Annotated in this window: 20 protein-coding genes and 3 pseudogenes; 14 read left to right on the plus strand and 9 right to left on the minus strand. The window is 43.5% G+C overall.

All coding sequences use genetic code 11. The features are described 5' to 3' along the window. Window positions 1-18 precede the first annotated feature (18 nt). Entirely contained in the window at window positions 19-1,167 is a 1,149-nt protein-coding gene (locus tag CCZ37_RS15270) for an iron-containing alcohol dehydrogenase (protein WP_026029117.1), read from the minus strand. Between the two features lie 164 nt (window positions 1,168-1,331). Here CCZ37_RS15270 and CCZ37_RS15275 point away from each other — a divergent pair, with 164 nt between their 5' ends. Both CCZ37_RS15275 and CCZ37_RS15280 read left to right on the plus strand, forming a co-directional pair. After that, window positions 1,332-2,213 (plus strand): AraC family transcriptional regulator, encoded by an 882-nt coding sequence (locus CCZ37_RS15275; RefSeq protein ID WP_094501323.1) that lies wholly within the window; start codon window positions 1,332-1,334, stop codon window positions 2,211-2,213. Window positions 2,214-2,569: 356 nt separating this feature from the next. Next, window positions 2,570-5,728 carry a chitinase C-terminal domain-containing protein gene (locus tag CCZ37_RS15280; protein ID WP_094501326.1) on the plus strand — a complete coding sequence of 1,053 codons (3,159 nt, stop codon included), beginning with the start codon at window positions 2,570-2,572 and terminating at the stop codon, window positions 5,726-5,728. Between the two features lie 111 nt (window positions 5,729-5,839). Here the strand turns inward: CCZ37_RS15280 and glgC are convergent, their stop codons facing one another. From glgC to CCZ37_RS15300, 4 genes are all read right to left on the minus strand, one after another. Further along, a complete protein-coding gene (glgC, locus tag CCZ37_RS15285) occupies window positions 5,840-7,054 on the minus strand; it encodes a glucose-1-phosphate adenylyltransferase (protein ID WP_017042362.1) in 1,215 nt (404 codons plus the stop codon). Window positions 7,055-7,222: 168 nt separating this feature from the next. Further along, complete coding sequence (locus CCZ37_RS15290; RefSeq protein ID WP_094501328.1) at window positions 7,223-9,133, minus strand: sensor domain-containing diguanylate cyclase; 1,911 nt, start codon at window positions 9,131-9,133, stop codon at window positions 7,223-7,225. A gap of 171 nt (window positions 9,134-9,304) precedes the next feature. Further along, complete coding sequence (locus CCZ37_RS15295) at window positions 9,305-9,829, minus strand: hypothetical protein (RefSeq protein ID WP_094145138.1); 525 nt, start codon at window positions 9,827-9,829, stop codon at window positions 9,305-9,307. 136 nt (window positions 9,830-9,965) lie between these two features. Then, the gene (locus CCZ37_RS15300) at window positions 9,966-10,337 is read right to left on the minus strand and encodes a YgiW/YdeI family stress tolerance OB fold protein (protein ID WP_141195601.1); all 372 of its coding nucleotides are present in this window, start codon (window positions 10,335-10,337) and stop codon (window positions 9,966-9,968) included. 157 nt (window positions 10,338-10,494) lie between these two features. Here CCZ37_RS15300 and CCZ37_RS15305 point away from each other — a divergent pair, with 157 nt between their 5' ends. The 4 genes from CCZ37_RS15305 to modC are packed head-to-tail and all read left to right on the plus strand — an operon-like array spanning window position 10,495 to window position 14,530. Further along, window positions 10,495-11,970 carry a cobyric acid synthase gene (locus CCZ37_RS15305; protein WP_094501332.1) on the plus strand — a complete coding sequence of 492 codons (1,476 nt, stop codon included), beginning with the start codon at window positions 10,495-10,497 and terminating at the stop codon, window positions 11,968-11,970. A gap of 1 nt (window position 11,971) precedes the next feature. Continuing rightward, window positions 11,972-12,745: a molybdate ABC transporter substrate-binding protein gene (gene modA, locus CCZ37_RS15310; protein ID WP_010318432.1), complete on the plus strand. Its 774-nt coding sequence runs from the start codon at window positions 11,972-11,974 to the stop codon at window positions 12,743-12,745. Next, complete coding sequence (modB, locus tag CCZ37_RS15315; protein ID WP_167372448.1) at window positions 12,735-13,424, plus strand: molybdate ABC transporter permease subunit; 690 nt, start codon at window positions 12,735-12,737, stop codon at window positions 13,422-13,424. Before modA ends, modB begins: the two co-directional genes overlap by 11 nt. Continuing rightward, window positions 13,424-14,530 (plus strand): molybdenum ABC transporter ATP-binding protein ModC, encoded by a 1,107-nt coding sequence (gene modC, locus CCZ37_RS15320; protein WP_208613967.1) that lies wholly within the window; start codon window positions 13,424-13,426, stop codon window positions 14,528-14,530. The genes modB and modC overlap by 1 nt, the downstream gene beginning before the upstream one ends. Window positions 14,531-14,647: 117 nt before the next feature. Here the strand turns inward: modC and CCZ37_RS15325 are convergent, their stop codons facing one another. After that, window positions 14,648-15,085: a DUF3069 domain-containing protein gene (locus tag CCZ37_RS15325; RefSeq protein WP_094501341.1), complete on the minus strand. Its 438-nt coding sequence runs from the start codon at window positions 15,083-15,085 to the stop codon at window positions 14,648-14,650. Window positions 15,086-15,224: 139 nt separating this feature from the next. Here CCZ37_RS15325 and CCZ37_RS15330 point away from each other — a divergent pair, with 139 nt between their 5' ends. From CCZ37_RS15330 to nosR, 8 genes and pseudogenes are all read left to right on the plus strand, one after another. Further along, window positions 15,225-16,199 (plus strand): diguanylate cyclase domain-containing protein, encoded by a 975-nt coding sequence (locus CCZ37_RS15330; RefSeq protein WP_094501344.1) that lies wholly within the window; start codon window positions 15,225-15,227, stop codon window positions 16,197-16,199. Window positions 16,200-16,452: 253 nt separating this feature from the next. Then, window positions 16,453-16,611 (plus strand): annotated as a pseudogene (locus CCZ37_RS19640) (Hpt domain-containing protein); the annotation flags it as partial. A gap of 99 nt (window positions 16,612-16,710) precedes the next feature. Continuing rightward, the gene (locus CCZ37_RS15340; protein WP_094502108.1) at window positions 16,711-17,862 is read left to right on the plus strand and encodes an HDOD domain-containing protein; all 1,152 of its coding nucleotides are present in this window, start codon (window positions 16,711-16,713) and stop codon (window positions 17,860-17,862) included. A gap of 38 nt (window positions 17,863-17,900) precedes the next feature. Further along, window positions 17,901-18,084, plus strand: a pseudogene (locus CCZ37_RS15345) (response regulator); the annotation flags it as partial. Further along, a pseudogene (locus tag CCZ37_RS15350) lies at window positions 18,066-18,234 on the plus strand (chemotaxis protein CheC); the annotation flags it as partial. The pseudogenes CCZ37_RS15345 and CCZ37_RS15350, both read left to right, overlap by 19 nt. 42 nt (window positions 18,235-18,276) lie before the next feature. Continuing rightward, window positions 18,277-19,584 (plus strand): sensor histidine kinase, encoded by a 1,308-nt coding sequence (locus CCZ37_RS15355; protein ID WP_094501347.1) that lies wholly within the window; start codon window positions 18,277-18,279, stop codon window positions 19,582-19,584. Window positions 19,585-19,625: 41 nt separating this feature from the next. Next, window positions 19,626-20,945 (plus strand): sensor histidine kinase, encoded by a 1,320-nt coding sequence (locus tag CCZ37_RS15360; RefSeq protein ID WP_094501350.1) that lies wholly within the window; start codon window positions 19,626-19,628, stop codon window positions 20,943-20,945. Between the two features lie 317 nt (window positions 20,946-21,262). Next, window positions 21,263-22,576, plus strand: a complete 1,314-nt coding sequence (nosR, locus tag CCZ37_RS15365; RefSeq protein WP_094501353.1) for a response regulator c-di-GMP phosphodiesterase, NosR family — start codon at window positions 21,263-21,265, stop codon at window positions 22,574-22,576. A gap of 15 nt (window positions 22,577-22,591) precedes the next feature. On the opposite strand, the gene CCZ37_RS18895 is transcribed toward nosR, so the two are convergent. The 3 genes from CCZ37_RS18895 to CCZ37_RS15375 all read right to left on the minus strand — a co-directional run bounded on the left by CCZ37_RS18895 (window position 22,592) and on the right by CCZ37_RS15375 (window position 25,141). Continuing rightward, window positions 22,592-22,783, minus strand: a complete 192-nt coding sequence (locus CCZ37_RS18895; protein ID WP_157729215.1) for an ATP-binding protein — start codon at window positions 22,781-22,783, stop codon at window positions 22,592-22,594. A gap of 417 nt (window positions 22,784-23,200) precedes the next feature. Then, the gene (locus CCZ37_RS15370; protein WP_094501356.1) at window positions 23,201-24,904 is read right to left on the minus strand and encodes an FAD-dependent oxidoreductase; all 1,704 of its coding nucleotides are present in this window, start codon (window positions 24,902-24,904) and stop codon (window positions 23,201-23,203) included. Window positions 24,905-24,955: 51 nt separating this feature from the next. Next, window positions 24,956-25,141 carry a YgaP family membrane protein gene (locus CCZ37_RS15375; protein ID WP_094501359.1) on the minus strand — a complete coding sequence of 62 codons (186 nt, stop codon included), beginning with the start codon at window positions 25,139-25,141 and terminating at the stop codon, window positions 24,956-24,958. Window positions 25,142-25,154 lie beyond the last annotated feature (13 nt).

Consider the following 25,154-nt stretch of genomic DNA (forward strand, 5'->3'; position numbering starts at 1 on the left):
CTCGTCTAAAAAATGAGGCTAAATGATAGCTTGTTCCAAAATTTCCCGTGATTTTTCAAGCGTGATGGCTTGCTGTTCACCCAAAACAAGCATTCCATGTGCGTTCAGTTGAGCGATAACTGCGTCTATGGCCGCTTGCTTGCTACTGTTATGATCCGCAAATTGAGTTGGAACATTCAAGCTGTGGTAGAAGGCTTCAATCGCATCGATTGTGCGTAAGGCAAGATCGCTAGTTTGATTGAGCCCGAAGACATTTTTGCCCATTTGCTCAAGTTTGGCGCGTTTGTTCTCAAGTTGATTGCGCAGCAGGGAAGGCTGCACAATCGCTAGCGAACGGGCGTGATCAACATGCCATAATGCGGTGAACTCGTGACCAATCATATGAGTCGCCCAATCTTGTGGAACGCCAGTACCGATCAGGCCATTTAGTGCTTGGTTCGCTGTCCACATCAGGTTTGCTCGCCATCCATCATTGTCACGCTGGTCATATTGCTGACCCAATACCAGCAAGTTTTTAAGTAAAGTTTCGGCATAGCCGTCTTGAACCATCGCATTGGTTGGCAAGGTTAAATATTGCTCACAGACGTGTACCCAAGCATCAACAATACCGTTGATCAACTGGCGCTCAGGCAGTGATTTCATTACGTCTGGATCAAGCACTGCGAACTTAGGCTGTACCGCTGGAGCCATAAAGGCCAGTTTGTCTTGTGTTTGTGCTTTGGTAATGACCGCGCCCATGTTGGATTCAGAACCGGTTGCTGGCAGAGTCAGAATTGCACCGATAGGCGTAGCTTCAGTAACTTGATGTTTACCCACCATGATGTCCCAGCCATCCCCATCATACTTAGCCGCCGCGGCAACGTATTTTGAACCATCGATAACCGAACCACCACCCACTGCAAGAATAAAGTCGATGTCCTGTTCTTTGACGATAGCAACCGCTTTATCTAAGGTTTCTTTGGTTGGGTTTGCTTCTACACCTGAAAACTCGACCCATTGGTGGTCAGTGAGTGCACTCACGACTTGGTCATAAACACCATTTTTTTTGATCGAACCGCCACCGTAGATCACCAGTACTTTTTGGTCAGTTGGAATCGCCTGGCTGATTGCCGAGATTTGGCCTTGGCCGAAGTGAATTAGAGTAGGGTTAACATAAGTAAATTTCATTATTCTCACCTTTGCTTATAGAAAAGGAGGCGGGCCTCCAAGGCAGTGTTTTACGATGTGCATATTAGTATTAATTACCCAGCCAATATAGACCAATTTCTCGAATTTAATTGCCTAATTCTCTAATTGTCGTATTCTTCCTTCAGTTTTGATAAGGGGGCATGATGAGTAAACTGGCGCAACTGATGCAGCAATACATTGAAAAACAATCTTTAGATCATTTGCAAGGTATTCACCAAACGGCAGTGCCGGGCGTAATGTTTTATCGCAGCAGTCTTGGTAATAGCAGGCAACCCTTTGTTTATCAATCCGGTATCATATTGTTGGGGCAAGGACATAAACGCATTCATATTGGTAGCCAGCCCGTAAATTATGGCCCCAATGATTACTTGGTTGTTGGGGTACCTTTACCACTTGAGTGCGAAGCTTTTGCATCAGAAAGTGAACCGTTATTGGGCTTGACTATTAATATCGATCACTCACTTCTCCTTAAACAGGTTGATCGACTTGAGGCTTCTGGTTTTTTGTCTGATTGCATAGACAAATCAAAATGCGGGCTGAAATCAGTAGAAATGGGCGCAAAGATGCAAGCAAGTGCGATTCGTTTGATGTCTGCATTGGTTGATGATCTTGAAGCTAAAGTGCTTGGCGAAAGCTTAGTCGAGGAGATTGTGTTTCGGGCATTAACCAGCGAGCATGGTTATGTGCTTTTTGATCTCGCCCATCAAGAAGGGCATTACGCACGGATAGCCAAAGCGTTGAGCAAAGTGCATCAAGAATATGATCAGTCCATTACTGTCCAGTTGCTCGCCGAAGAAGCCAATATGAGTGTTTCGGCGTTTCACCATGCTTTTAGGCTGGTGACGTTAGAATCTCCTTTACAATATTTAAAAAAGGTCAGGCTTAACAGGGCGAAAGAGTTAATCCGTGTTGAAGGCAAGCGTGTGAACGATGCCGCTCGTTTAGTTGGTTATGCCAGCGCATCTCAGTTTAGTCGAGAATATAAGCGACATTTTAATGAAACCCCAAGAGGAGTACAGCGTTAGAAATAGCGCATAAAGTTAAACTCTACATTTTTGTAACAATTAGTGTTGTTGCATGTTTTTTGCTCTTTTTGATGGTGTGTAAGTTAAATAACCGGCAAGTAGTCCGTATATTGTTCTGATTTCGGCGCTTTTTTTAGAATCGGAAAATTAACCAATAATTAGTTGTTGATGCAAAATAACGATGTCTCTTTTGCAGAAATAGTGCAACTTGTTGCGAGTGATTTTTGATATTTGAACAAATTGAGGTGCTTATTTATCGCTCTGTCCTACAGTTGTTTCACGTGAGAATTAAAGTCTGGTTTCTTCTTGATACGAGGCTTTTTATAGTGAAACAATAACTTAAGGAATGAGCAGCTATGCATTTAAACAACAGGACAGTGGCAAAGGGTGTTTTTACACTGAGCACTTTAACGGCCTCTTGCTTGATGGCTTTTAACAGCTATGCAGCCGTTGATTGCACGACACTAAGCCCTTGGGAATCGTCAAAAGTTTATACTGGCGGTAACAAGGTTCAGCACAGTGGCACCGCCTACCAAGCTAACTATTGGACTCAAGGTAACGATCCAGCTAACTTTTCCGGTGATTATGCCCAGTGGAAAGTGTTGGATGTTTGCGCCACTTCCGGTGGTGAGAACCAGCTACCGACCGCGAATCTCTCTTCACCTTCCGCAGCAGATGTGATTGCTGTCGGTGACACCGTAATATTAAGTGCGAATGCAACCGATAGTGACGGCAGCGTTGCTCGAGTCGAGTTTTCTGTCGATGGTGCAGTTGTGGGTATCGTCACCACGGCACCTTATAAAGCCACGTGGGTCGCAACCGCTGGTCAGCATGAATTCAGTGTTGTAGCCATCGATGATAAAGGTGATGCCAGCGTGAAAAGTGCAACGACCTTAACGGTGAAAGAGGCACAACAACCAGGCAACCAGGCTCCAACCGTTGATATTACGCTCTCTGCGGTTTCCGTTGACGTGGGGGCTTTAGTCACCTTAACCGCAAACGCTGCTGATACTGATGGAAGCGTCGATAAAGTTGATTTCTTCGTTGCGGGAACGCTGGTTGGAACGGCTGTTAGTGCTCCGTATATCTTAGAATACACCGCGACAAAAGCGGGTAACTTGGCGGTGTTTGCACGCGCCACTGATAACCTTGGTGCGACGACAGATTCCACGTTAGCGACTTTAACAGTCAATGGCGCGCCAATAGCTAATAATTGTCGTCCTGATGGTTTATATCAAACCGAAGGTGTGAATGTACCTTATTGCACCGTTTACGATGCGGAAGGTCGTGAGATCATGGGGGCGGATCATCCACGTCGTGTTATCGGTTATTTCACCAGTTGGCGTGCGGGTGATGATCCGCAATCGGCTTACCTTGTAAAAGACATCCCGTGGGAGCAGCTCACGCACATTAACTATGCCTTCGTCAGCATAGGTTCCGATGGCAAAGTGAATGTGGGCGATGTGAACGATCCCAATAATGCGGCAGTGGGCAAAGAGTGGCCAGGGGTTGAGATTGATCCTGCATTAGGTTTTAAAGGTCATTTTGGTGCGTTGGCAACAGCGAAGAAAAAATTTGATGTTAAGACCTTAATTTCTATCGGAGGCTGGGCTGAAACTGGCGGGCACTTTGATACAGATGGTAATCGCGTCGCTGATGGTGGTTTTTATACCATGACGACCAACGCTGATGGCTCTATCAACCACGCTGGTATTGAAAAATTTGCAACATCGGCTGTTGAAATGATTCGTAAATATCAATTCGATGGTGTCGATATCGACTATGAATATCCAACCTCAATGGCGGGCGCAGGTAATCCAGATGATAAAGCGATTATGGAACCTCGCCGTGCTTATTTATGGGCGTCGTACCAAGAGTTAATGAAGGTACTACGTCAGAAGCTTGATCAAGCATCGGCACAAGATGGGCACCATTACATGCTGACGATCGCAGCACCGTCTTCTGGTTATCTATTGCGTGGTATGGAGACGTTTGATGTCACTCAGTATCTTGATTATGTGAACATCATGTCTTACGACTTACATGGTGCATGGAATGATCACGTGGGTCACAACGCGGCATTGTACGACACTGGTAAAGATTCAGAGTTAGCACAGTGGAACGTATATGGCACGGCTCAATACGGTGGCATTGGTTACCTCAACACTGACTGGGCTTATCACTATTTCCGCGGTTCTATGCCCGCAGGGCGTATCAACATCGGCGTTCCTTACTACACGCGCGGCTGGCAAGGTGTCACGGGTGGAGAGAATGGTTTATGGGGGCGAGCGGCATTACCTAACCAAGCGGAATGTGCTCCGGGCACTGGTGAGGGTGAGAAAAACAACTGTGGCCACGGCGCGGTGGGTATTGACAATATGTGGCACGATACCGATCCGAAAGGAAACGAGATGGGTGCAGGTTCAAACCCAATGTGGCATGCCAAAAACCTAGAGAAGGGAATTTGGGGCTCTTACGCCCAAGCGTATAACCTTGATCCAGTCAATGAGCCTGCCGATCAACTTGTCGGTCTTTACCAACGTCACTACGACAGCGTTGCCGTCGCGCCTTGGCTGTGGAATGCCGATAAAGGGGTGTTCTTATCAACTGAAGATAAAGAGTCTATCAACACCAAAGCCGATTATGTCATCGATAAAGAGATCGGCGGCATCATGTTTTGGGAGTTAGCAGGCGATTATAACTGTTATGTATTGGACGCTAATGGCCAACGCACTCAAGTGGATTCAACAGAGCAAGCTTGTGCAAGCGGAAATGGCGAATACCACATGGGTAATACCATGACGAAAGCAATTTATGACAAGTTTAAGTCGGCAACGCCTTATGGCAACATGCTTGCAACAGGAACGATTGCTAATGAGACCGTAGACATCGCAGTCTCCGTCGGTGGATTTAAGGTGGGTGATCAAAACTACCCAATCAACCCTAAAATCAGCTTTACTAACAACACAGGTCAAGAGATCCCCGGAGGTACTGAGTTCCAGTTTGATATCCCAGTATCTGCACCTGATAATGCTAAAGATCAATCTGGTGGTGGTTTGAAGGTGATTGCTTCTGGCCATACTCGCGCCAACAACGTCGGTGGTTTAGACGGCGTCATGCACCGCGTAGCGTTTAGTTTACCGAATTGGAAAGCTCTGCCTGCAGGTGGTGTGTATGAGTTGGATATGGTTTACTACCTCCCTATTTCTGGGCCTGCAAATTACAGCGTAAACATTAATGGTGTCGATTACGCCTTCAAGTTTGAACAACCCGATCTTCCACTTGCGGACCTATCTTCGGGTGGTAGTGACGGTGGTGACACTGGCGGTGGTGACACTGGCGGTGGTACCACGAATCCTAGCAATGCCATTACGTGGGTTCCAGGATCCACACAGGTGAAAACCGGCGATGTTGTGAGTTATAACGGGAAATGTTTTATTGCCAAAAATAACCCTGGCGTTTGGGAGTCACCGACTCAGTCAAATTGGTTTTGGGATGAAACAACGTGCCCATAATCGAGCGTGATTGATCGGTATTTGTTCAACTCAGCATAAAGTAAGAAGCCTTAGCGGTTTGCTAAGGCTTCTTTTTGATTACGAACCACCCATTAACAAAAGAGTATTAGCTTAGAACTGATAACTTTCCGGAACCACAACAATACCATTTTCTGAAATACGAAAACGCTGGGCATCTTCAATTGGGTTTAAGCCAATTTGGGTATGTGGGGGGATTTTTACATGTTTATCAATAATGCATCTCATGAGCTGGCATCCTGCGCCGACTTCCACATCATCAAACAAAATGCTATCAACCACTGTTGCACCATCATCAATTCTGACGTTTGAAGAGATGATGGAATGCTGCACGGAACCTCCTGAGTTAATCACACCGTTTGAAATAATCGAATTAATGAATATACCTTCGTTACCTGTTGCAGAAGAAACCGTGCGCGCTGGTGGATACTGGGCTTCGTATGTTCGGATGGCCCAGTTTTTTTGGTATAAGTTCATCGGTGGAACGGGTTCGAGTAAATCCATGTTGGCGTTATAAAAAGAATCAAGTGTTCCGACATCACGCCAGTAACAATCTTTAGCGACTCGCCCTCGGTCACCGCAAAACTCATGTGCATAAACAGCATGGCTTTCAATCAATTTGGGAATGATGTCATTGCCAAAATCATGGCTCGAGTTTTCTAGCTCTGCATCGTGAATCAAAGCACTTTTTAATACTTCCATATCAAAAATGTAGATCCCCATAGAAACTAAGCTGCGATGAGGATTATTGGGCATGGAGGGTGGGTCACTTGGTTTTTCGATGAATGAGGTGATCTTGAAATCATTATCCACATTCATAACGCCAAAGGCAGAAGCTTGTTCTCTTGGGACATCCATGCAGGCGATAGTCAGTGCCGCATTGTTTTGTTTGTGAGCGGCTAGCATGGAAGCATAATCCATCCGGTAAATATGATCACCAGATAAGACGACAACGTATTTATCGTCACTGCGTGAAAGCAACCACATATTATGATAAATCGCGTCTGCTGTTCCTTCGTACCACTTTCCTCCTTTTCTCATTTGCGGGGGGATCACAGAAATAAATTCACCGAGTTCTGGATTAAAAATAGACCAGCCATCACGTAAATGTTTTTGTAATGAATGAGATTTGTATTGAGTCAGAACTAAAATCTTCCGTAAACCGGAGTGTAGGCAGTTGGTGAGTGTAAAATCAATGATCCGATATTTTCCACCAAAGGGTACCGCCGGTTTTGCTCTGTCGTCGGTTAGCGGAGATAACCGCGAACCCATGCCACCCGCTAACACAACGGTTAGTGTTTCTTGCATCTTATTTCTCCCTAAGTATGTGCAATTTCTTTACCATCTTAGAGAGTAGTACAAGTTTTAAGCCAAAAGTAAAAATGATAGCGAACAATATGTTACAAACTGAGTTTGTGATGATTGCACGAAAATAAACCCGTTTTATTCCTCAATGCACTTAAAGGGGGCTAGTCGTTAAGCCAATTCTTCGATCTCGACACTGGTTAATACGGAGATAAGATTACGTCCCGATGCCTTTGACTCATACAATGCAATGTCAGCACGTTTATACACCTCTTCTGGTTTTTCTGTAATGTCGGTAATGCCACCGCTGATCGACACTTGTAAGCGGTGATTTAAGTGAACGGCTACTCGTAAACGGTGCATGACTAATTCCGCTTCTGCCAGAGGCGTATGAGGCATAATGATGGCAAATTCCTCGCCACCGATACGAGCTAAAAAGTCCGTTTCTCTTAGGTGCTCACTTAATTGTGTTGCGACAGAACGAATGATCTTATCGCCTTCTGCGTGGCCTAATTTATCGTTAATGCGTTTAAAATGGTCGATATCGATAATGGCTAGGCACGACTGCACTTGAGCTTGGTAACGTTTTACGCGTAAGCATTCTGAACGCATTTCTTGATCAAATTTTCTGCGGTTCCAAATGTTGGTGAGCGCATCTTTCTCGCTGAGTTCACGCAGGCGATTTTCTAGCTCTTTGCGATGGCTAATATCAACAAATGAGGCCACATAAAACTGAATAATTCCGTTTGAATCGCGGATGGTTTGAATTCGCAAAATCTCGGTTTGCATAGAACCATCTTTGCGTTTATTAATCACTTCTCCTTCCCATAACCCTTCGTCTTGTAGCACTTTCCACATATTCATGTAAAAAGCTTGATTGTGTTTGCCGGAGGAAAAAACGGAAGGTTGTTGACCTCTCACTTCGGCTAAGGTGTAGCCGCTGATCCGGGTAAACTCATTATTCACTTTGATAATGCGGTTATTGCGATCGGTAATCACCATGGCGGACATACCATTCATTGCCGCTCTAGCCAGTTTGCTCTCAATGCTGTTTTTATCGTGATTTGCGTTCCAACGAATAAAACCAGCGGCAATCGTCATTACTAATAGCGCGATGCCAACCGCTTGAAAGCTAATTTTTAGCGCTGTGGCTGAAAGCAATTGATTGAGCGCATCACCATTTAATGACTGAATTAGGTAAATTGGCTCCATTTCAGGGAAAATGGATTGAAAAGGAACTTGAGTAAAACTATACCAGCGGTTGTTATCCCATGCTGTGCCAGAAGTTTGCTCTTGCATACTTTTCCATAGCAAAGGGGTGACACTGTTCATATTCAGCATGTGGTATTTCGGCGGGTTTTCTTTCTGAGATAACATCTCATTTTCAGGATGAATATACTGACCCTTGAAACTGATGATGTCTGGGCGGCTCAGTGAGTTTAAACTCTGGTTAAATTTTTTGTACGACTGGGTTAAGTTAAGAGTTGCGACAAGATAGCCCTGTATTTTCCCATCAAAATCTATTGGTGCAATAATCCTAAATGCTGTAGTTATCGGGGAAGCAGTACCATAATTTTCTTCTTCTCTTTCATTATCAACACCGAAGATCTGAATTTGGTTGGGGGATAGGTTTTGCGCACTATGAAAATAGTCTCGGTGTAATTTGTTTTTTAGTTGAGATCTTGGCACGACTTCTGTTGATTCATTACTCTGATTCACGCGAATTAATTCGTTACCCTCCATATCAAAAAGCCTGAGCTGAGAATAAAGGGGTTGAATACGAGCCGCTAATAGCCAAAATTCCTGAACCGCTTCGATATTTGCTGTGGAGGGAAGACGTAATGCGCTGTACAACATAGTGTTGTTTGACAATATTTGAGTGGAATTGTAAACGTCATTAAACGCAGTAAGCAGTTCGAGCTTATTGTATTCGAGTTGAGAATGGCTTTTTTGCTCAATAAGTTGCATCACTTGTTGGTGGGCTTGGTCAAATTCTTTTACGAAATAAAGAAAGGGCACAACCCCAAGCACGATGCTTAAAAAAAACCATTGAGCTAGGTATTTATAGACAGAGTGAAACATATCAGCACACATAAGTTATTAAGTGCATAGTATATCGCTGAAATATGAGAAGTCGCTTCCAAATAGTTGATATCGTGGAGCGTGTCAAAGTTTGTAGGGCAATTCATATTGTAAGAAAAAGCGCGTAGTATTCTAAAAACCATCTCGCGCTTCTTCGTTCAATAACTGGTTTTAGAACTGGAAACGGACACTCATGGCAATTTGTGGCCCGTAAACTCCATTATTTTTAGTTTCTGCACCTAGCGATAATTGTTCGGTAGAGTGAAAACGTAATCCAGCGCAAAATACCGAGTGTTCATCATTCTTACCCATCTTTATATGGGCTTCAATTTGGCTCGATAACCAGATTCGGCTACCGATATTAAATTCCATTTGGGTTTCGTTCTTGCCACCCTGTTCATCGGTAGGTCTAATGTGGTGAACAAGCATTTGTCCGTAGACATCAGCAAATTGGTTTATTGGACCGTTAAAGCCAATTCCGCCAGCGGCATCCCAATCACCGTCAAACCTTGAATCATAACGAGCGATCAGGTGTGTATTATCGGTTAAATATGTACTAAATTCTGCGCCTGAAGATTCAGGGCTGATAGCGGTTCTGACTTCAAAGAAATTGTAGTTAAAATTGTTAGCTTGCGCAGAGAAAGAAAGAACACATGACAAACCGACTAGGCCTAGTGAGTACGCTTTTTTATACATGTACGCTTCGTCCTGAAAAGATGAAAATTAAGCTGAATAAGATACAGCAATGGCCTGCAAATTACAGGCCATTTTCACAAAAAAATCCATCTTATTTTTTGTGTTTTACCATCAAGAGGGCAATAAACAGTAGTGACTATAGAACTTGGATCTGATCCACTTCAATTTCAGGTGTCAGTCCTCCTTCATATTCGCCATAAAGGCGAACCTTAGTCTCTGCATTGAGTGGCGCTGTGAAGTGGATATCATCATCCAGTTCTACTTGAATCTCACCATTGCCATCACTGAATACGAATGTGTCTTTTCTGATTTGACGAATCAACTTTCCTTCAACCACAACGTGCTTTTCTGTAAACATATTGGTGTCTTTTAGCAACGATTCCACAGACGTAAGTTCGATAGGACCATTGTAATTGATGGTATTACTGTTTTGGTTATGGTTACCTGCAAAAGCGAAAACAGGAGCAATAATCATCGAAGCTGCGATGGCTAGTGTTGTACGTTTCATTTTTAATTCCTCTATGGGTTTGTTGTTTTGATGAAGCGATTTAAACACTAAGATGTTGAACACACTCTGAGTAGAACATTAATATTCCATTCATTTTATTGAGTGAGGTGTGGCTGTGACGGTATGATTAGCAGCAAACGCCTATCGTAGAGTTAATATGGAATCAACATTAAGGTCATTGATGGTGCAGGGCACCACTTCCGATGCTGGAAAAAGTGTGCTGGTTGCAGGCTTATGCCGAGTGTTAGCACGTCGAGGAATAAAAGTAGCCCCTTTTAAGCCGCAAAACATGGCCCTCAATAGTGCGGTGACGGCCGATGGTGGCGAAATCGGGAGAGCGCAAGCTGTTCAGGCGCAAGCGTGTGGCGTTGAGCCATCGGTACACATGAACCCTGTATTACTCAAGCCAAATTCAGACACGGGTGCGCAGGTTATCCTGCAAGGCAGAGCGCTCTCTAATATGGAAGCAACGGGTTATCACGATTATAAGAAAGTCGCGATGAATACTGTGCTTGATTCCTACGCTCGGTTACAAGCCGAGTATCAAAGTGTCATGATTGAAGGGGCGGGAAGCCCGGCTGAAATCAACCTACGCGAAAACGACATTGCTAACATGGGGTTTGCTGAAGCGGCCGATGTACCTGTGATTATCATTGCCGATATTGATAGAGGCGGTGTATTTGCTCATCTGTATGGCACGTTAGCACTGCTTTCTGAATCGGAACAGCTGCGTGTAAAAGGGTTTGTGATTAACCGCTTTCGAGGTGATATTGCGTTACTGCAATCTGGCCTTGATTGGTTAGAAGCCAAAACGGGTAAACCCGTCATTGGTGCGCTGCCTTATTTACATGGCTTTGATTTAGAAGCAGAAGATGCGATTACCCAAGCGCAAACCCTCAGCAGCAACAGTAAATTGAATATTGTGGTGCCAGTGTTGACTCGCATTAGTAACCATACTGATTTTGATGCGTTGCGTTTAAATCCTGATGTTGATTTACGTTATGTGGGAAAGGGGGAACGGATCGAAAATGCAGATCTGATTTTACTTCCGGGCAGTAAATCTGTAAGGGACGATCTTGCGTATCTTCGCTCGCAGGGTTGGGATCAGGATATTAAACGTCATCTGCGTTTTGGTGGCAAAGTGATGGGCATTTGTGGTGGTTACCAAATGTTAGGTCGGGTAATTCGCGATCCGCTCGGCGTTGAAGGTGAAGCAGGCGAAAGTGAAGGGCTGGGGTTGTTGAACGTCAGTACAGAACTGACCGCTGAAAAAACGCTCAGGAATGTTCAAGGCGAGCTTATTTTACCGCAAGGTAAAGCGAAGGTCTCAGGCTACGAGATCCACGTTGGACGCACAACGCTTGATGATGCATCATCCTCAGCAATCATCACGTTAGACAATGGCAACCATGACGGCTTATTAAGTGATTGCCAACAAGTATTAGGGACTTACATGCACGGAATTTTTGATAGTTTTTCCGCAACTGAGCTTATTTGTCGCTGGGCTGGTGCCGCTGATATAAGTTATTACGATCATGTGGCGCAAAAAGAACAAGCCATTAACCGCATTGCGGATGCGATTGAAGAGCATTTGAACTTGGCCTTATTATGGCCAGAATTAACGGAGCGTTAACATGAGAAAAATACTGCTCTCTATCGTCGCCATGCTGTGCTGCACGGCGGTTTATGCACAAGAGAAAATCACTGTTTATGCAGCGTCATCCATGACGAATGCGGTTAATGAATTGATTGCGGCTTACCAGCCGAAACAACCGTTAGATATTGTGCCCGTTTATGCGGGTTCATCCGCGCTTGCTCGTCAAATAGAGCAAGGTGCACCCGCGGATATTTTCATTTCAGCCAATGATGACTGGGTTACTCATTTGCTTAACAAGAACATTGTGACGAGCGATAAGGTCACATTGTTGGCTGGAAATCAACTGGTGCTTATCGCCCCTCAATCGTCGAAGCTCAATTCGCTGATGGTAAATGATGTTGCGGCATGGCTTGACGCCTTGCACGGCTCACGTTTAGCGATAGGTAACACAACGGCGGTGCCTGTGGGAATGTATGCCAAAAAAGCACTAGAAAAGTTAAAAGTGTGGTCGTCGCTCGCCCCTATGCTGGCTCAAACCAATAACGTACGTTTAGCGCTTGCGCTAGTCGAACGTCAAGAAGCCGCACTTGGTATTGTATATAAGACGGACGCATTGATGAGCAATAAGGTCAAAGTGGTGCACGAATTTGATTCAAGCCTACACAGCGCCATCCATTATCCTTTAGTGCAGCTAACTGATCGTGATACGGTGAATCAATTCATGCTTTTTTTACGCAGTGATCGAGCAAAAAATATCTTACAGAACTACGGTTTTAGCGTGATGACAGGAACGGATTCCTTTGCTTTCTGAGTACGAATGGGTTGCATTGCAACTGAGCTTAAAAGTCGCGATTTATACCGTGCTTTGGCTCTTGCCGCTGGGAATATTTTTTGCGTGGTTACTCGCCAGAAAGCAGTTTTGGGGTAAAAGTATACTAGATAGCCTAGTGCATCTGCCGCTCGTTTTACCGCCAGTGGTTGTGGGATATCTTCTACTGATCACCATGGGTAAACAAGGCTCAATTGGGCAGTGGCTTGATAACATGTTTGGTTTGCGTTTCAGTTTCAGTTGGCGTGGAGCGGTATTGGCGTGTGTCATCATCGCACTGCCCTTGATGGTTCGTGCGATTCGTTTAAGCCTTGAAAGCGTCGATCCTAAGTTAGAGCAAGCCGCTCGAACCTTAGGCGCTTCACCACTCAAAGTTTTTTTGACCATCACTTTGCCTTTAACACTACCCGGGTTGATCACTGGCGCAATGCTCTCTTTTGCTCGCAGCCTAGGTGAGTTTGGAGCCACTATTAGCTTTGTGTCCAATATTCCCGGTGAAACTCAAACGCTTCCCCTTGCGATGTATAACTTTTTAGAAACGCCAGGAGCCGAAATGGAAGCGATGCGTTTGTGCATTATCTCCATCGCGATTGCCTTGGCTTCGTTATTCATTTCTGAAGTGATTAGCCGCCGAGTGAAAAGGCGCTTAGGGACTCAATGATGAGTGAGTTGAAGATTCAATTTAAAAAACAGTTGGGCGATATCAAGCTTAATGCGGATTTGGCTCTGCCAAGCCGTGGTATTTGTGCGGTTTTCGGGCGTTCTGGGGCGGGGAAGACCTCCTTCATCAATGTTATTAGTGGGTTAGAGAAGCCTGAGTCCGGTGACATTGAAATCAATGGTCGCATTTTGTTTAGTCAACGAAAAAAGATTAACTTACCTGTTGAAAAGCGCAACGTTGGCTACGTTTTTCAAGATGCTCGATTGTTTCCACATTACACAGTTCATGGCAATTTAAACTATGGTGTCAAGAAAAAGGATGCCGACCACTTCGCCGCTATCGTAAAATTATTGGCTTTAGCGCCATTACTTACACGTTATCCGCATGATTTATCGGGCGGGGAGAAACAGCGAGTGGCGATTGGCCGAGCCTTGCTATCCAAACCTGATATTTTATTGATGGATGAGCCATTGGCATCTCTTGATATGCCGCGCAAACGTGAAGTGATGCCATTTTTAGAAGAGCTGGCTCATAGCGTGCACATTCCAATTCTTTATGTGACGCACAGCATGAGTGAAATTTTGCGTCTGGCTAATCATTTAGTTGTGCTAGATCAGGGTGCAGTGTTGATAAGTGGTGAACTAGAGCAGGTTTGGTCTTCAAGTTATATGCGTGCTTGGCAATCGTTTTCCGAGCAAAGTAGTCTGTTTTCTGCTCATATCTGCCAGCACAATAAGGAATATGGGCTCACCCAAGTCTCGCTTGCAGATGATGTCAAGCTGTGGGTGCAGTATGTAGAAGGTGAGGTAGGCTCGGCACTGCGATTACAGATCCGTGCGAATGATGTTTCGGTGGCGCTTGATAAGCCAAATCAGACGTCAATTCGTAATATTCTGCCTGCGCAGATTTGCCAGCTTGAAAAGCAGCCTCTAGGTACTGATAAACAGAGTGTGGGGATAAAACTCAAGTTAGGCGAAGGGTGTTACCTGTGGGCTACGGTAACCAAATGGGCGGCCGATGAGCTACAACTGGATGTTGGTGATTCGCTGTATGTGCAAATTAAAGGCGTGAGCGTGTCGCAGCGTGATATTGTCTTAACACATTAATACTTTTCATTATGAATGCATTGATTCAATAACTTAAGCCTCTCTTATGCCGAGTTCAGGTTCAATAGAAAAAGCCGTCATATAAAATTGACGGCTTTATGCTTCATGGCGTGCGTTTTATTTTGTAAACACGTCTTTAAAATCGCGTTTTAGAATCGGGTCGCGGCGCGCTTTTTTGATCTGTTTAACCATATCTTTCACACAGTTATGCAGCACTTGATCAAGAAGCTCTGCTCGGTACTCTTCTTTATCTTGGTCTGTCATCTCTTTCGGTAAATTTAATGTTGGGAACTCCTCCATGACATTGACACCAGCAAAAGCTTGGCTGACAGAGATCAACGCATGAAACTGTTCAAAATTATCCAACACATTTTGCGCACTGGCTGGTAGAGAGTTCCAAGACTCGCGTACCGCTTCTTCAGAGACTTCATGTATAGACACGACCATGTAGTGCATCTCTTGTGGCACTTGATCAAATTCGATCACTTGACGCAATTCTGGTGAAATGGCCTCTAAGTCCACTACAGGTTGTTCGGTTTGCTTTACTTCAGACATGAAGATATCTCTTTAGGGGGAAAAGTTACATGCTAAAAATTTATAGCGAAAAGTCAATATTGCGCGCAAAATTAAACAAAGAAAGTGAATAAATCTATGTTATACCTAAGCATATGGTTGAAATTTAAAGGGGTTACAGATGGTAAGTTCGGGCTCTTCTATGAGGATCTTACTGGTTGATGACGTGCAATTGGATCGCATGCAACTCACCATTCGTCTTAAACAGCTCGGTCATCACGTGGAAGCGGTTGCCAGTGGACAAGCGGCACTGGATATTTATCGAAAATTTGATCCAGAATTGATTTTGATGGATATTTCGATGCCCGGAATGAATGGTTTTGAATTGTCGAAAAAAATACGTTTACAACACCATGAATGGGTGCCGATTATCTTTTTAAGTGGACATGATGAACCATCGATGATTGCTAAAGCGATAGAGGCAGGTGGGGATGACTACTTAACCAAGCCAGTTGATAAGCTTGTGCTTAATTCCAAATTACTCGCGATGCAGCGTATTGCCAGCATGCGTCGAGAGCTGAAGCGAGCGACAGTCAAATTGGAAGAACTCAATCGAGTTTTGCATCAACAAGCGAATGAAGATGGTTTAACGCAGCTCTTCAATCGCCGATTTATGGACGATAAACTTAAAGAGATGATCAGCTGGCATGGCCGCCACGTATTTCCAATGAGCCTCATTTTGTTGGATGTAGACTACTTCAAATTATTTAATGATAACTATGGCCACATCGAAGGAGACTGTTGTCTGACTACGATTGCTCAAACAGTAAATCAGTTATTTGTACGTACGGGGGAGTATGTAGGCCGCTACGGTGGCGAGGAATTTCTAGTACTATTGGGCAATACTAATTATGAACAAGCACTGGTTGCCGCTGAGCGAATTCAGCAAGCGATGAAGAAAGCACAATATCCCCATCAATACAGTGAAATTGCCGAGTATGTCACTTTATCTCAAGGAGTGATCTCGTTAATACCGAGTGGTACGGAGTCTATCACTAATATTTATAGCCTAGCCGATGAAGCCTTGTACCAAGCGAAGCACCAAGGCAGGAATTGCTTTATTTCTTACGATGTTACTAAAAAAGCGTTAGATTAAGCCACATCACAATTCTGCAGATTCTTCTTCTCAACATACTTCTAAACCATTGCTGAATAAAAACATCGACTACACTTGTTCTAAGGCTTTGGTTTACAAGCGTTGATGCTTTGTTTTAGTCGTTCACAAACTGATGGACTTAGTTATGGTAGCTTTGACGTACTTTTCACCAGAGAAAATAGCAGAAATGGTGGGTAAAGAGAATGTTGATGAGATGTTGACTGGCTACCACTTAAGTTTATCTGAAGCCATCATGAAGCTTCAGTCTGCCTTTGAGAGTCAAGAGGCCAATACCATCAATCATATTGCGCATACCATGAAGTCTTCTTCTCGATTTGTGGGCGCAGAAGAGCTCGGTAACGCATTTCAGAATTTGGAATTGGCAACACTAAATGATGTGAGCTTATCTACGCAAACCGAAATGCTATTTTGTTCGATTACGGAGCAGAGCAAATTGCTTGAAGATGAAATCAGCCAGTATTTGAATCAATCCAACGGAATTGGGGATGGAATGGAACTCAATGCACTGAAAGTAATATGCGTCGATGATGATGAGTTTATGCTCAAAGCGATAGGGCGGTTAATCAGACGCTTAAGGCCAGATTGGCAATTGATGCTAGTGTCTGATCCTTTAGCATGGAAAGAGGAGTGGCATAAAGTTCATGATGAATTACCTGCCATCATTATCTCTGATCTACTGATGCCCAAATTGCGAGGTGATGAGCTTCTTGAAGAGTTTAGAAATCGCTACCCGCAAGTGGTTAGAGTGCTGCTTACAGGGGATACCACCAATAAGTTACCTCAAAAAGCCCATGCTTATTCGCATTTTGTAATCCCTAAACCGTTTACTGAGGATGATTTTGAACGGTTATTTGTGTGCACAGAACGATTGTATCAGATGCCTTTCAATGATGAATGCCGTACCAAGCTTGGCGGGTTTGCGGATCTACCCGTGTTACCCACATCAGTGCGCCGCTTGCAACAAACGATCGCGTCTCCTACTTGTGATATTACCGCAATCGCTGACACCATTAGCCATGAACCTGCGTTAGTAGCCCGTGTTTTTCAAATCGCTAATTCGTCTTATTTTGGTTTTCGGCGACACACAGAATCATTGTCTGAAGCGGTAGGGCGGTTAGGTGCGACTTTGATAGAAACGATCGCCGTATCACTGCTTTGTCATCATACTCATCACTATGTATCAAGACACGAGCATCAGAAAGTAGCCGAGCAAGCTTTAAGAGTGAGCTGTATTGCACAACTTCTAGCCAAACAATTCGAGTGTTCTCGGCTTGATCAAGATCGCGTATTTGTCGCTAGCTTACTGACTTCTATAGGAACACTGATTTTATTAGAAGAGGGAGCTGCGTTAGATGCTGTGGACAGCTTTATCGGTTTACAAAATGGTTACGCTGACTCACACATTATTGCCGCTTACGTGCTAATCATCTGGGGATATGATATCGAGATCGGCGATATTATTTTAAATCAAGGCAAATCGGATTTTCCTGAGGATAAGTTGCTCTTACTGGGCAGTATTGTGGGTTTAGCAACACGTATTGAGATAAGTAGCAATGATGTTGATTATCAGGCCATTATGGATAGCGTACCTGACGTTGTGGCGGCTGTGTTGAATGAGCTAAAACCTATGTTTATCGAGTAATCAATGATTACTCTGAGACGTGATAGAAGGGAATAGACATGGTGATTAAGGTCACAATAGCCGACGACATCAAAAATGTCGAGAAAAGCGGTAATCAGGGCAATGCCTGAAGAGTGGGATATCGAGATCAACGAAGCTCAAAATGGCAAAGAAGCGTTAGTCCATTACCAAAATGGTTGTGCCGAAATGATGTTTTTAGACTTAATTACGAAGCCGATTATGACTACACACGCCAATTGTTTTTTTGGTGATATGGATGGCGAACTTGTGACCTTGATGAGTCGCTGTGGGTGTGAGCTGATAGTCAACGATTTACAGCAATCGACAGGTGATACGCAACATGTCGTGAGTCTGGAGGATAGTACATTGGATAAGGTACTCACTCATCTGGATGAGTTGATGTAGGAGTCTGCAATGGGAAAAAGTCGCTTACTGCTTTCAGATTTGCTTGATCAATTCTCTTTTGCTCTGTGTATAGTGCGGCAGGATTATGTCATTGTGAAGGCCAATGACTATTTCCAATCTCGAGTCATTTTTGATGGTGATGTGATGCAGGGAAAGAACATCCTCGAACTGTTCCCCCATTCTGCTGACTACTTGAAACGGAAAATTGATACTGCCTTAGTGATTGAAACATCAAGCTTTAGCCGTTGGGAGCAGAAGCCTCATCTGCTGCCTTTTAAAGGCTCTCGCCCGTTATCGGGTGAGGAAGATCAGATGTACCAAGACTTAGAAATCATCCCGATTCACAGTGATGATGGTGTTATTGAGCATGTCTGTATCTGTGTTTACGACGTGACAATACAAGCGAGCCAACAGCAAGAACTCAAGCGCATTTCTCACCAATTAGAGCAAGAGCATCAAGCGCAAAAAGTGTTGATTAAAAAACTGGAAGACGCCCAAGGGCAACTCCGCCAATCCGAGAAAATGGCCTCTATTGGTCTGCTTTCTGCAGGCATTGCTCATGAGATAAATAACCCTGTTGGTTTTATTACGTCAAATATTCAAACGCTTAGTGACTATTTTCAAACGCTGGCCGCCGTGTTAGAAGAGATCAAAAGGCAAGTGTCACAGGCCAATGATACTGCGTTAGTGACAAGCTGTGAGGCCTTATTAAAGGAGAAGCAGATAGATTTTATTTTAGAAGATACTGCAGATTTGATCTCCGAATCTTTAGAAGGATCATCGCGCGTAATGGCGATTGTCAAAAATTTAAAAGAGTTTTCGCACGTTGATGGTTCAGAGTGGAGTTATGCCAATCTAGAAAGTTGCATCGAATCAACACTCAAAATTATTAATAACGAGATTAAATACAACATTACGCTAGAAAAAATTTATCAAGAAAACGTGCCTGATGTGTATTGTCAGCCCATGCAGATCAACCAAGTTCTATTGAACATTTTAGTGAACGCCAGTCAGGCGATCCATGGGGAGGGTACTATCACTATTTCATTGTCTAAATGCAATGATAAGCAGGTTGAAGTGCGTATCAAAGATACTGGAAGTGGCATCCCCGATGCGATTAAAGACCGTATCTTTGAACCTTTTTTTACCACAAAAGCGGTAGGATCCGGTACTGGATTAGGGTTGTCAGTTTCGTACGGGATCATCAATAGCCATAAAGGGAACATCGCAGTACATAGTGAAGTGAATCAAGGAACAGAATTCATTATTACTCTGCCAGTTAACCCAATAGAAGTGGCTACATCAATAACGGAATAGTGATTATTGTCAGTTAATTATGGGGTGTACATGTGGGCAGGATGCAGCATTTGGACGAAAACAAACCTTTTCTTGATCAAAAAAATGGTGTGGAGTCATCCTTTCATCACATCATGTTGTCTTTGCTTGAGGTGCTTTTTTCTACCCAGTCTCAAGATGACAAATTAGATGAGATGATCGAGCTTATTCAGCAACTTTTCCCAAATACTCATGTTGCTCTTTTTTTCTACTATTCAGAGCGAAAGCTACGTGTTTTACGAGCTAGCATGCCCTTGAGCGATGATGTTTTGCAAAATCTCTACCCAGTCATCTCCGACGATGAGTTTTGCTACTTTTCTAAATTTTCGAATCACCAAGGTGAAGCATTTAGCCTCTATCAACAAGATTTCCCCGAATGGGAAAGTGGTGTGACATTCACCGTTTCCTCTCCAACGCGTCGTTATAGCTTATTCATCGCTCGCACCCAGTGTGATGCGTTTGACGAAAAAGAATTAGAAATCATTCAAGAAGGAATGCTTTTAGCCAAAATGGCTTTAAAGCTACTGACCTCAGTGCAAGGAAACGGTAATCATCAACGTAATTTGCAAGATGAGAAGTTGGCTTCTCTAGGAAAGTTAGCGGCAGGGGTTGCACACGAAATCAATAATCCTTTAGGTTTTGTAATGAGCAATTTCAGTACATTAAGTGCTTACCTTACACAAATTAAGGCACACCCACTGATACTTCAAATGAAAGACAGTGAATTAGGCGAGATGCTTGATGACAGTGAGTCAATCATTGTTGAAAGCCTAGAGGGGCTCTCTCGGATTAAAAATATCGTCGCGAGCTTGAATGTCTATTATCACGTTCCTGGGTTATCGGTCGGTATGGTTGATCTAAGGGACGTTGTGAGCTCAGCAATCAATATGGTTTTGAGTGAAATGAAGCTGAAAGCTCGCTTGAATTATGAGACACCTAAAATCCCTTTCTATGTGTTAGGACAAACCCATAAACTGCAACAAGTACTGATCAATTTATTAGTTAATGCATTGCAATCATTCCCTTCACCCGAGGGAGAGGTGGACGTTGTATTGATGATTGAAGATAGCCGACTAATCAAGAATAAGCCCAATATCTGCCTATCAGTGTGTGATAGCGGTAAGGGAATTAGCGCGGAAGATTTAATGTGTGTTTTTGACCCCTTTTTTACGACTAAACGTGTCGGTGATGGTGCGGGGCTTGGATTATCTGTAGCGAAAGAGATCATTGAAGAACACCTCGGAAAAATTGATATTCAGTCGACCGTAGGTAAAGGAACTTGTGTTTACCTTCGTTTTCCTCTCTATGTGACTTCTCATCATTCGATGAAAGAACTGGGGTAGTTGTATGTTTCGATATAAAAAAATTTGCTGGTCGATGATGAGTCAGCAGTGCTTAAAGCGTTAACTCGCTAATTTAAGCCACATTTTGCTGTGATTCATTGTGCAAATAACGTAACTGAAGCACTGAAAATGTTAGAACAACACCCGTTCGAAACTGGAAAGATGTTTATCAATGGGCAATTTTATAAATTGTTGACTAAGCTGACTGATAGATTAAAAACCTTAGGCGGCTCTATTATTCAGGGGGGAGTTGGTGAGTCAGGCCTTATCACCAGATGACGTGGTCAGTTATTTGTCGAGAGTGGAGAGGTAATACTATGGATACGATTGCGCAACCCGTTACAAAAAGTAACAACAAACTAACCCTTCTCTTGCTTGATGACGAAAGTGACATTCTTAAAGCTCTCAATCGTGTTCTGCGTTTGGATTATGACGTGGTCACCTTTAACGCTGGTCAAGAAGCTTTGGACTATCTTGAACAGCACGAGGTTTCGATCATTATTTCTGATATGCGCATGCCAGAAATGGATGGCGCGGAATTTCTTGCCAAATCTAAAGAGCTGTACCCCAATACGATACGCATATTATTGACTGGTTACAGTGATATTCAATCAACTGTTCGCGCCGTGAATGCAGGTGGTATTCACACTTACATTAGTAAGCCGTGGGATAATGAAAATCTCAAACTTATTGTTTCTAAGGCCGCTGAGTTTTACCGTTTAACAAAAGAGCGTGAATCCTTGGCACTTGAATTAGAAAAGCGTAACGATGAATTGGAAGTAGTCAATCAAGTATTAGAACAAAAAGTAGGAGAGCGCACTGCAGCGTTACAATCTTCTCATCGTAAATTAGAGCAGCTATTAGCAAGTCGAAATAAAACGTTCAAAGATATTCTTGGTATGGTCACGGCCATCATTCAGCATCGTACAGGCCATCCGGCAGATCATGCTGAAAGAATCGCAAATCAAGCGAAAGCGGTAGCGCAACGATTAAAATTACCAGAAAGCCAAGTGAGCCATATTTACTTATGTGGTCTGATGCATCAAATTGGCTTAATTGGATCTAAAGATAAAGCTGTTGAAAAACCTATAGTTGATCCTGATAACCAGATACCACTTTGCCCTGAAGCGAATGCAGTGCTAGGCGCGCAGATACTAGGACGGATTAAACGCTTCGAACCTTTGGTTGAGATTATTCGACATCAAGATGAGCTTTTTGATGGACGGGGCAAACCGGACCACTTAAATGGCGACCAAATCCCTTTAGGTTCTCGTATTATAAAAGTAGTTAAAGATTATGATTATTATATCGCCTCTCCGAAAAACCCTCGCCGCATGCACACTAAAAGTGCACAGAGCTATATTAAAGATCAAGCTGGAACGTTATACGATCCTGTTGTCGTAGACGCCTTTCTCATGGTCGTCACATCGCTGAAGAATTTGGACGATGGTCTTGAGTTATGTATTGGCCTCAGTGAAGTTACACCAGGAATGAAAATCAAACGAGATCTCTATTTACCGAATGGTAATCTCATGCTGACCGCGGGTAATCAAATTAATTCGACGTTGTTGGTTAAGTTAAAAGAGCTTGAAGAACAAAATAACATGCCAATGACTGTTTATATTGGTTAATGTTTGCTAGTTTGCCTAAATTGTACAATTAACAGGATAAGCCACTTTTGGTAAGTGGATCACTACTTTAGTGCCTTTATCTAGTTCACTGTCTAAAGTGATGTCGCCGCCGTGGCGTTTAATAATGCTGTAGGCCGCTGTCAACCCTAATACATATCTATACCCTTCCCACTTGAAGCTGCAGCGGTGTTGACTACGTTCGCTCACCCGAATCACATAGTTTATCTATGCGCATGGGGATGAACTTACTTGCCGCCTACCTGCAACTTCAAGTTGTTTGGGTATAAGTAATAATATGATCTAATTGAAAAAGACGACTGCCAAGATTAATTGACCATGGACAGCTTACACAATATTGATTTCAAAAAACGGGATTGCTTTTTGGCAAGTACCGATAGAGTAATGAGAATGTGCTCAAGAGATTGGATTGAACTGACCAGTTAATTTTACAGATTGGTATAAAGTGAGTGGTGAAAAATAGGGCGATAAGAACCATCATGCGCATTGTATTTTATATTCCATGAGAATAAATAAACGTTTTAATTCTAGGACACCTTTTTAGTAGATGTAAGCTTAGTAGGAAAAGATTGCCACATCAGTAGATGCGGCAATCAGTTGAATCTTTTATTGTTTCGCAAACAGGTAAGTGCGTAACCCTCCAATCAGATTACGTGCTTTAAAACCATTGTTTACTAGTTGACGGTAAGCTACGTTACCGCGTAACCCAACCTGACAATAAATGATGATCTCTTTGTCTTTGGGCAGTTCATTCATACGCTGGCGAAGTTGGTCAACCGGAATATTGATGTCACCTTTAAGATGATGTCCATTTTCTCGTTCACCCGGGCTACGCACATCTAAGATAATGTGTGCGCTGCTTAGCGAATCGATTTGATCAAAATGGATAGCTTTTGCATCGCCTTTCATTATATTTGTCGCGACAAAAGCTGCTTGGTTAATCACATCTTTCGCGCTGCCGTATGGTGGCGCGTAAGTCAGCTCTAAGTGTTGTAGTTGTTCTACTGTCATACCTGCACGTTGAGCGACAGCCATCACGTCGATACGCTTGTCGATGCCATCTTTACCAACCGCTTGCGCACCAAATATTTTTCCATTTTGTGGATCAAAGAGCATTTTAAAAGAGACAATTTCGGCACCGGGATAATAGCTAGCATGGCTTGCGGTGTGTACATACACTTTTTCGTATTCAACACCGTCACGTTTCAGTTGCTTCTCGTTTTTACCTGTCGATGCTACAGCTAAGTCGAATATTTTACAGATGGCAGTTCCTTGTGTCCCTTGATAGCTTTCGTTACGACCAAGCATGTTATCAGCTGCCATGCGACCTTGGCGGTTGGCAGGACCTGCGAGTGGAACCAGTGTTTGTTTGCCTGTAACAAAATCCTTTTCTTCGATCGCATCGCCGACGGCGTAAATCGCTGGATCGCTGGTCTGCATCTGTTCGTTCACCCAAATGCCACCAAGTTCACCGAGTTGTAAGCCCGCTTCAGCAGCCAGTTTGGTTTCTGGACGCACACCAATCGCCATAATCAGGATGTCAGTGGTGAGTATTTCACCATTGCTGAGCACAAGATCCAGTTCACCTTCGATGTGTCTGTGCTCGAGAGTTTCACCCGATTCAGTGCTAGGTAACGTCGCCGCTGGTTTATATTCGACCGATTTTAAGGCAACACCTAAACGTAAATCGACGCTTTTAGCGCGAATTTCCGCATGAGCAAAGCCCGCCATTTCACTATCGACAGGTGTCATTACCTGATCAGCCATTTCGATCAGCGTGGTTTTGATACCGAGGTGATGGAACGCTTCCATCATTTCCAAACCGATAAAACCACCGCCGACGACAGTTGCATGCTCAGGTTTATTCATTTGCAGCGTCTGAATGATTTTATCCATATCTGGAATGTTGCGCAGCGAATGAGTCAGTGGATTGTGAATACCTGAAATAGGGGGAACTATAGGACCTGCACCAGGGCTCAATAGCAGATAGTCATAGCTTTCAGTATATTCACTATTATCTGTCAGGTTTTTAACCAGCACGGTTTTATCTTGAGGATTGATTTTCAAAACTTCACTGGTGATTCTGACGTCAACGTTAAAGCGAGCTAAGAAACTTTCGGGAGTCTGTAGTAGCAGTTTGCTACGTTCAGTAATGTCACCTCCAATGTGATACGGTAGACCGCAGTTTGCAAAAGAGACATAAGGCCCTCGTTCAAGCATGATGATCTGCGCATCTTCACTTAAACGACGAGCACGAGCCGCCGCTGATGCTCCACCTGCGACACCACCAATAATCACAATCTTAGTCATAACTTACTCCAATAAAATTAAATACAAGCGGTACGGTAAGAGGTTAAATCCTCAATGTAGGCCAAGCTTTTTCAAGAAAAATGCGGCTGGGCAAATTCCTGTAAAAGCACTTTGAATTAAGTTTGCACCTACAAAAACCGTTAGCCAAACAAAGTTAGGATCGATAAACGTCGTTAAAATGATGGACAGCAAAACCATGCTGCCTGCTAATATTCTTACCCCATTTTCAATTGTCATGTTGTTACCCTCC

It is taken from the genome of Vibrio qinghaiensis, from assembly GCF_002257545.1.
GTDB classification, from domain to species: Bacteria; Pseudomonadota; Gammaproteobacteria; order Enterobacterales; family Vibrionaceae; genus Vibrio; species Vibrio ordalii.

What these genes read in the sequence shown, in the direction of transcription:
- CCZ37_RS15270 (WP_026029117.1), bottom strand. Translation starts at nt 1,167, where the DNA reads ATGAAATTTACTTATGTTAACCCTACTCTAATTCACTTCGGCCAAGGC.
- CCZ37_RS15275 (WP_094501323.1), top strand. Translation starts at nt 1,332, where the DNA reads ATGAGTAAACTGGCGCAACTGATGCAGCAATACATTGAAAAACAATCT.
- CCZ37_RS15280 (WP_094501326.1), top strand. Translation starts at nt 2,570, where the DNA reads ATGCATTTAAACAACAGGACAGTGGCAAAGGGTGTTTTTACACTGAGC.
- glgC (WP_017042362.1), bottom strand. Translation starts at nt 7,054, where the DNA reads ATGCAAGAAACACTAACCGTTGTGTTAGCGGGTGGCATGGGTTCGCGG.
- CCZ37_RS15290 (WP_094501328.1), bottom strand. Translation starts at nt 9,133, where the DNA reads ATGTTTCACTCTGTCTATAAATACCTAGCTCAATGGTTTTTTTTAAGC.
- CCZ37_RS15295 (WP_094145138.1), bottom strand. Translation starts at nt 9,829, where the DNA reads ATGTATAAAAAAGCGTACTCACTAGGCCTAGTCGGTTTGTCATGTGTT.
- CCZ37_RS15300 (WP_141195601.1), bottom strand. Translation starts at nt 10,337, where the DNA reads ATGAAACGTACAACACTAGCCATCGCAGCTTCGATGATTATTGCTCCT.
- CCZ37_RS15305 (WP_094501332.1), top strand. Translation starts at nt 10,495, where the DNA reads ATGGAATCAACATTAAGGTCATTGATGGTGCAGGGCACCACTTCCGAT.
- modA (WP_010318432.1), top strand. Translation starts at nt 11,972, where the DNA reads ATGAGAAAAATACTGCTCTCTATCGTCGCCATGCTGTGCTGCACGGCG.
- modC (WP_208613967.1), top strand. Translation starts at nt 13,424, where the DNA reads ATGAGTGAGTTGAAGATTCAATTTAAAAAACAGTTGGGCGATATCAAG.
- CCZ37_RS15325 (WP_094501341.1), bottom strand. Translation starts at nt 15,085, where the DNA reads ATGTCTGAAGTAAAGCAAACCGAACAACCTGTAGTGGACTTAGAGGCC.
- CCZ37_RS15330 (WP_094501344.1), top strand. Translation starts at nt 15,225, where the DNA reads ATGGTAAGTTCGGGCTCTTCTATGAGGATCTTACTGGTTGATGACGTG.
- CCZ37_RS15340 (WP_094502108.1), top strand. Translation starts at nt 16,711, where the DNA reads ATGGAACTCAATGCACTGAAAGTAATATGCGTCGATGATGATGAGTTT.
- CCZ37_RS15355 (WP_094501347.1), top strand. Translation starts at nt 18,277, where the DNA reads ATGGGAAAAAGTCGCTTACTGCTTTCAGATTTGCTTGATCAATTCTCT.
- CCZ37_RS15360 (WP_094501350.1), top strand. Translation starts at nt 19,626, where the DNA reads ATGCAGCATTTGGACGAAAACAAACCTTTTCTTGATCAAAAAAATGGT.
- nosR (WP_094501353.1), top strand. Translation starts at nt 21,263, where the DNA reads ATGGATACGATTGCGCAACCCGTTACAAAAAGTAACAACAAACTAACC.
- CCZ37_RS15370 (WP_094501356.1), bottom strand. Translation starts at nt 24,904, where the DNA reads ATGACTAAGATTGTGATTATTGGTGGTGTCGCAGGTGGAGCATCAGCG.
- CCZ37_RS15375 (WP_094501359.1), bottom strand. Translation starts at nt 25,141, where the DNA reads ATGACAATTGAAAATGGGGTAAGAATATTAGCAGGCAGCATGGTTTTG.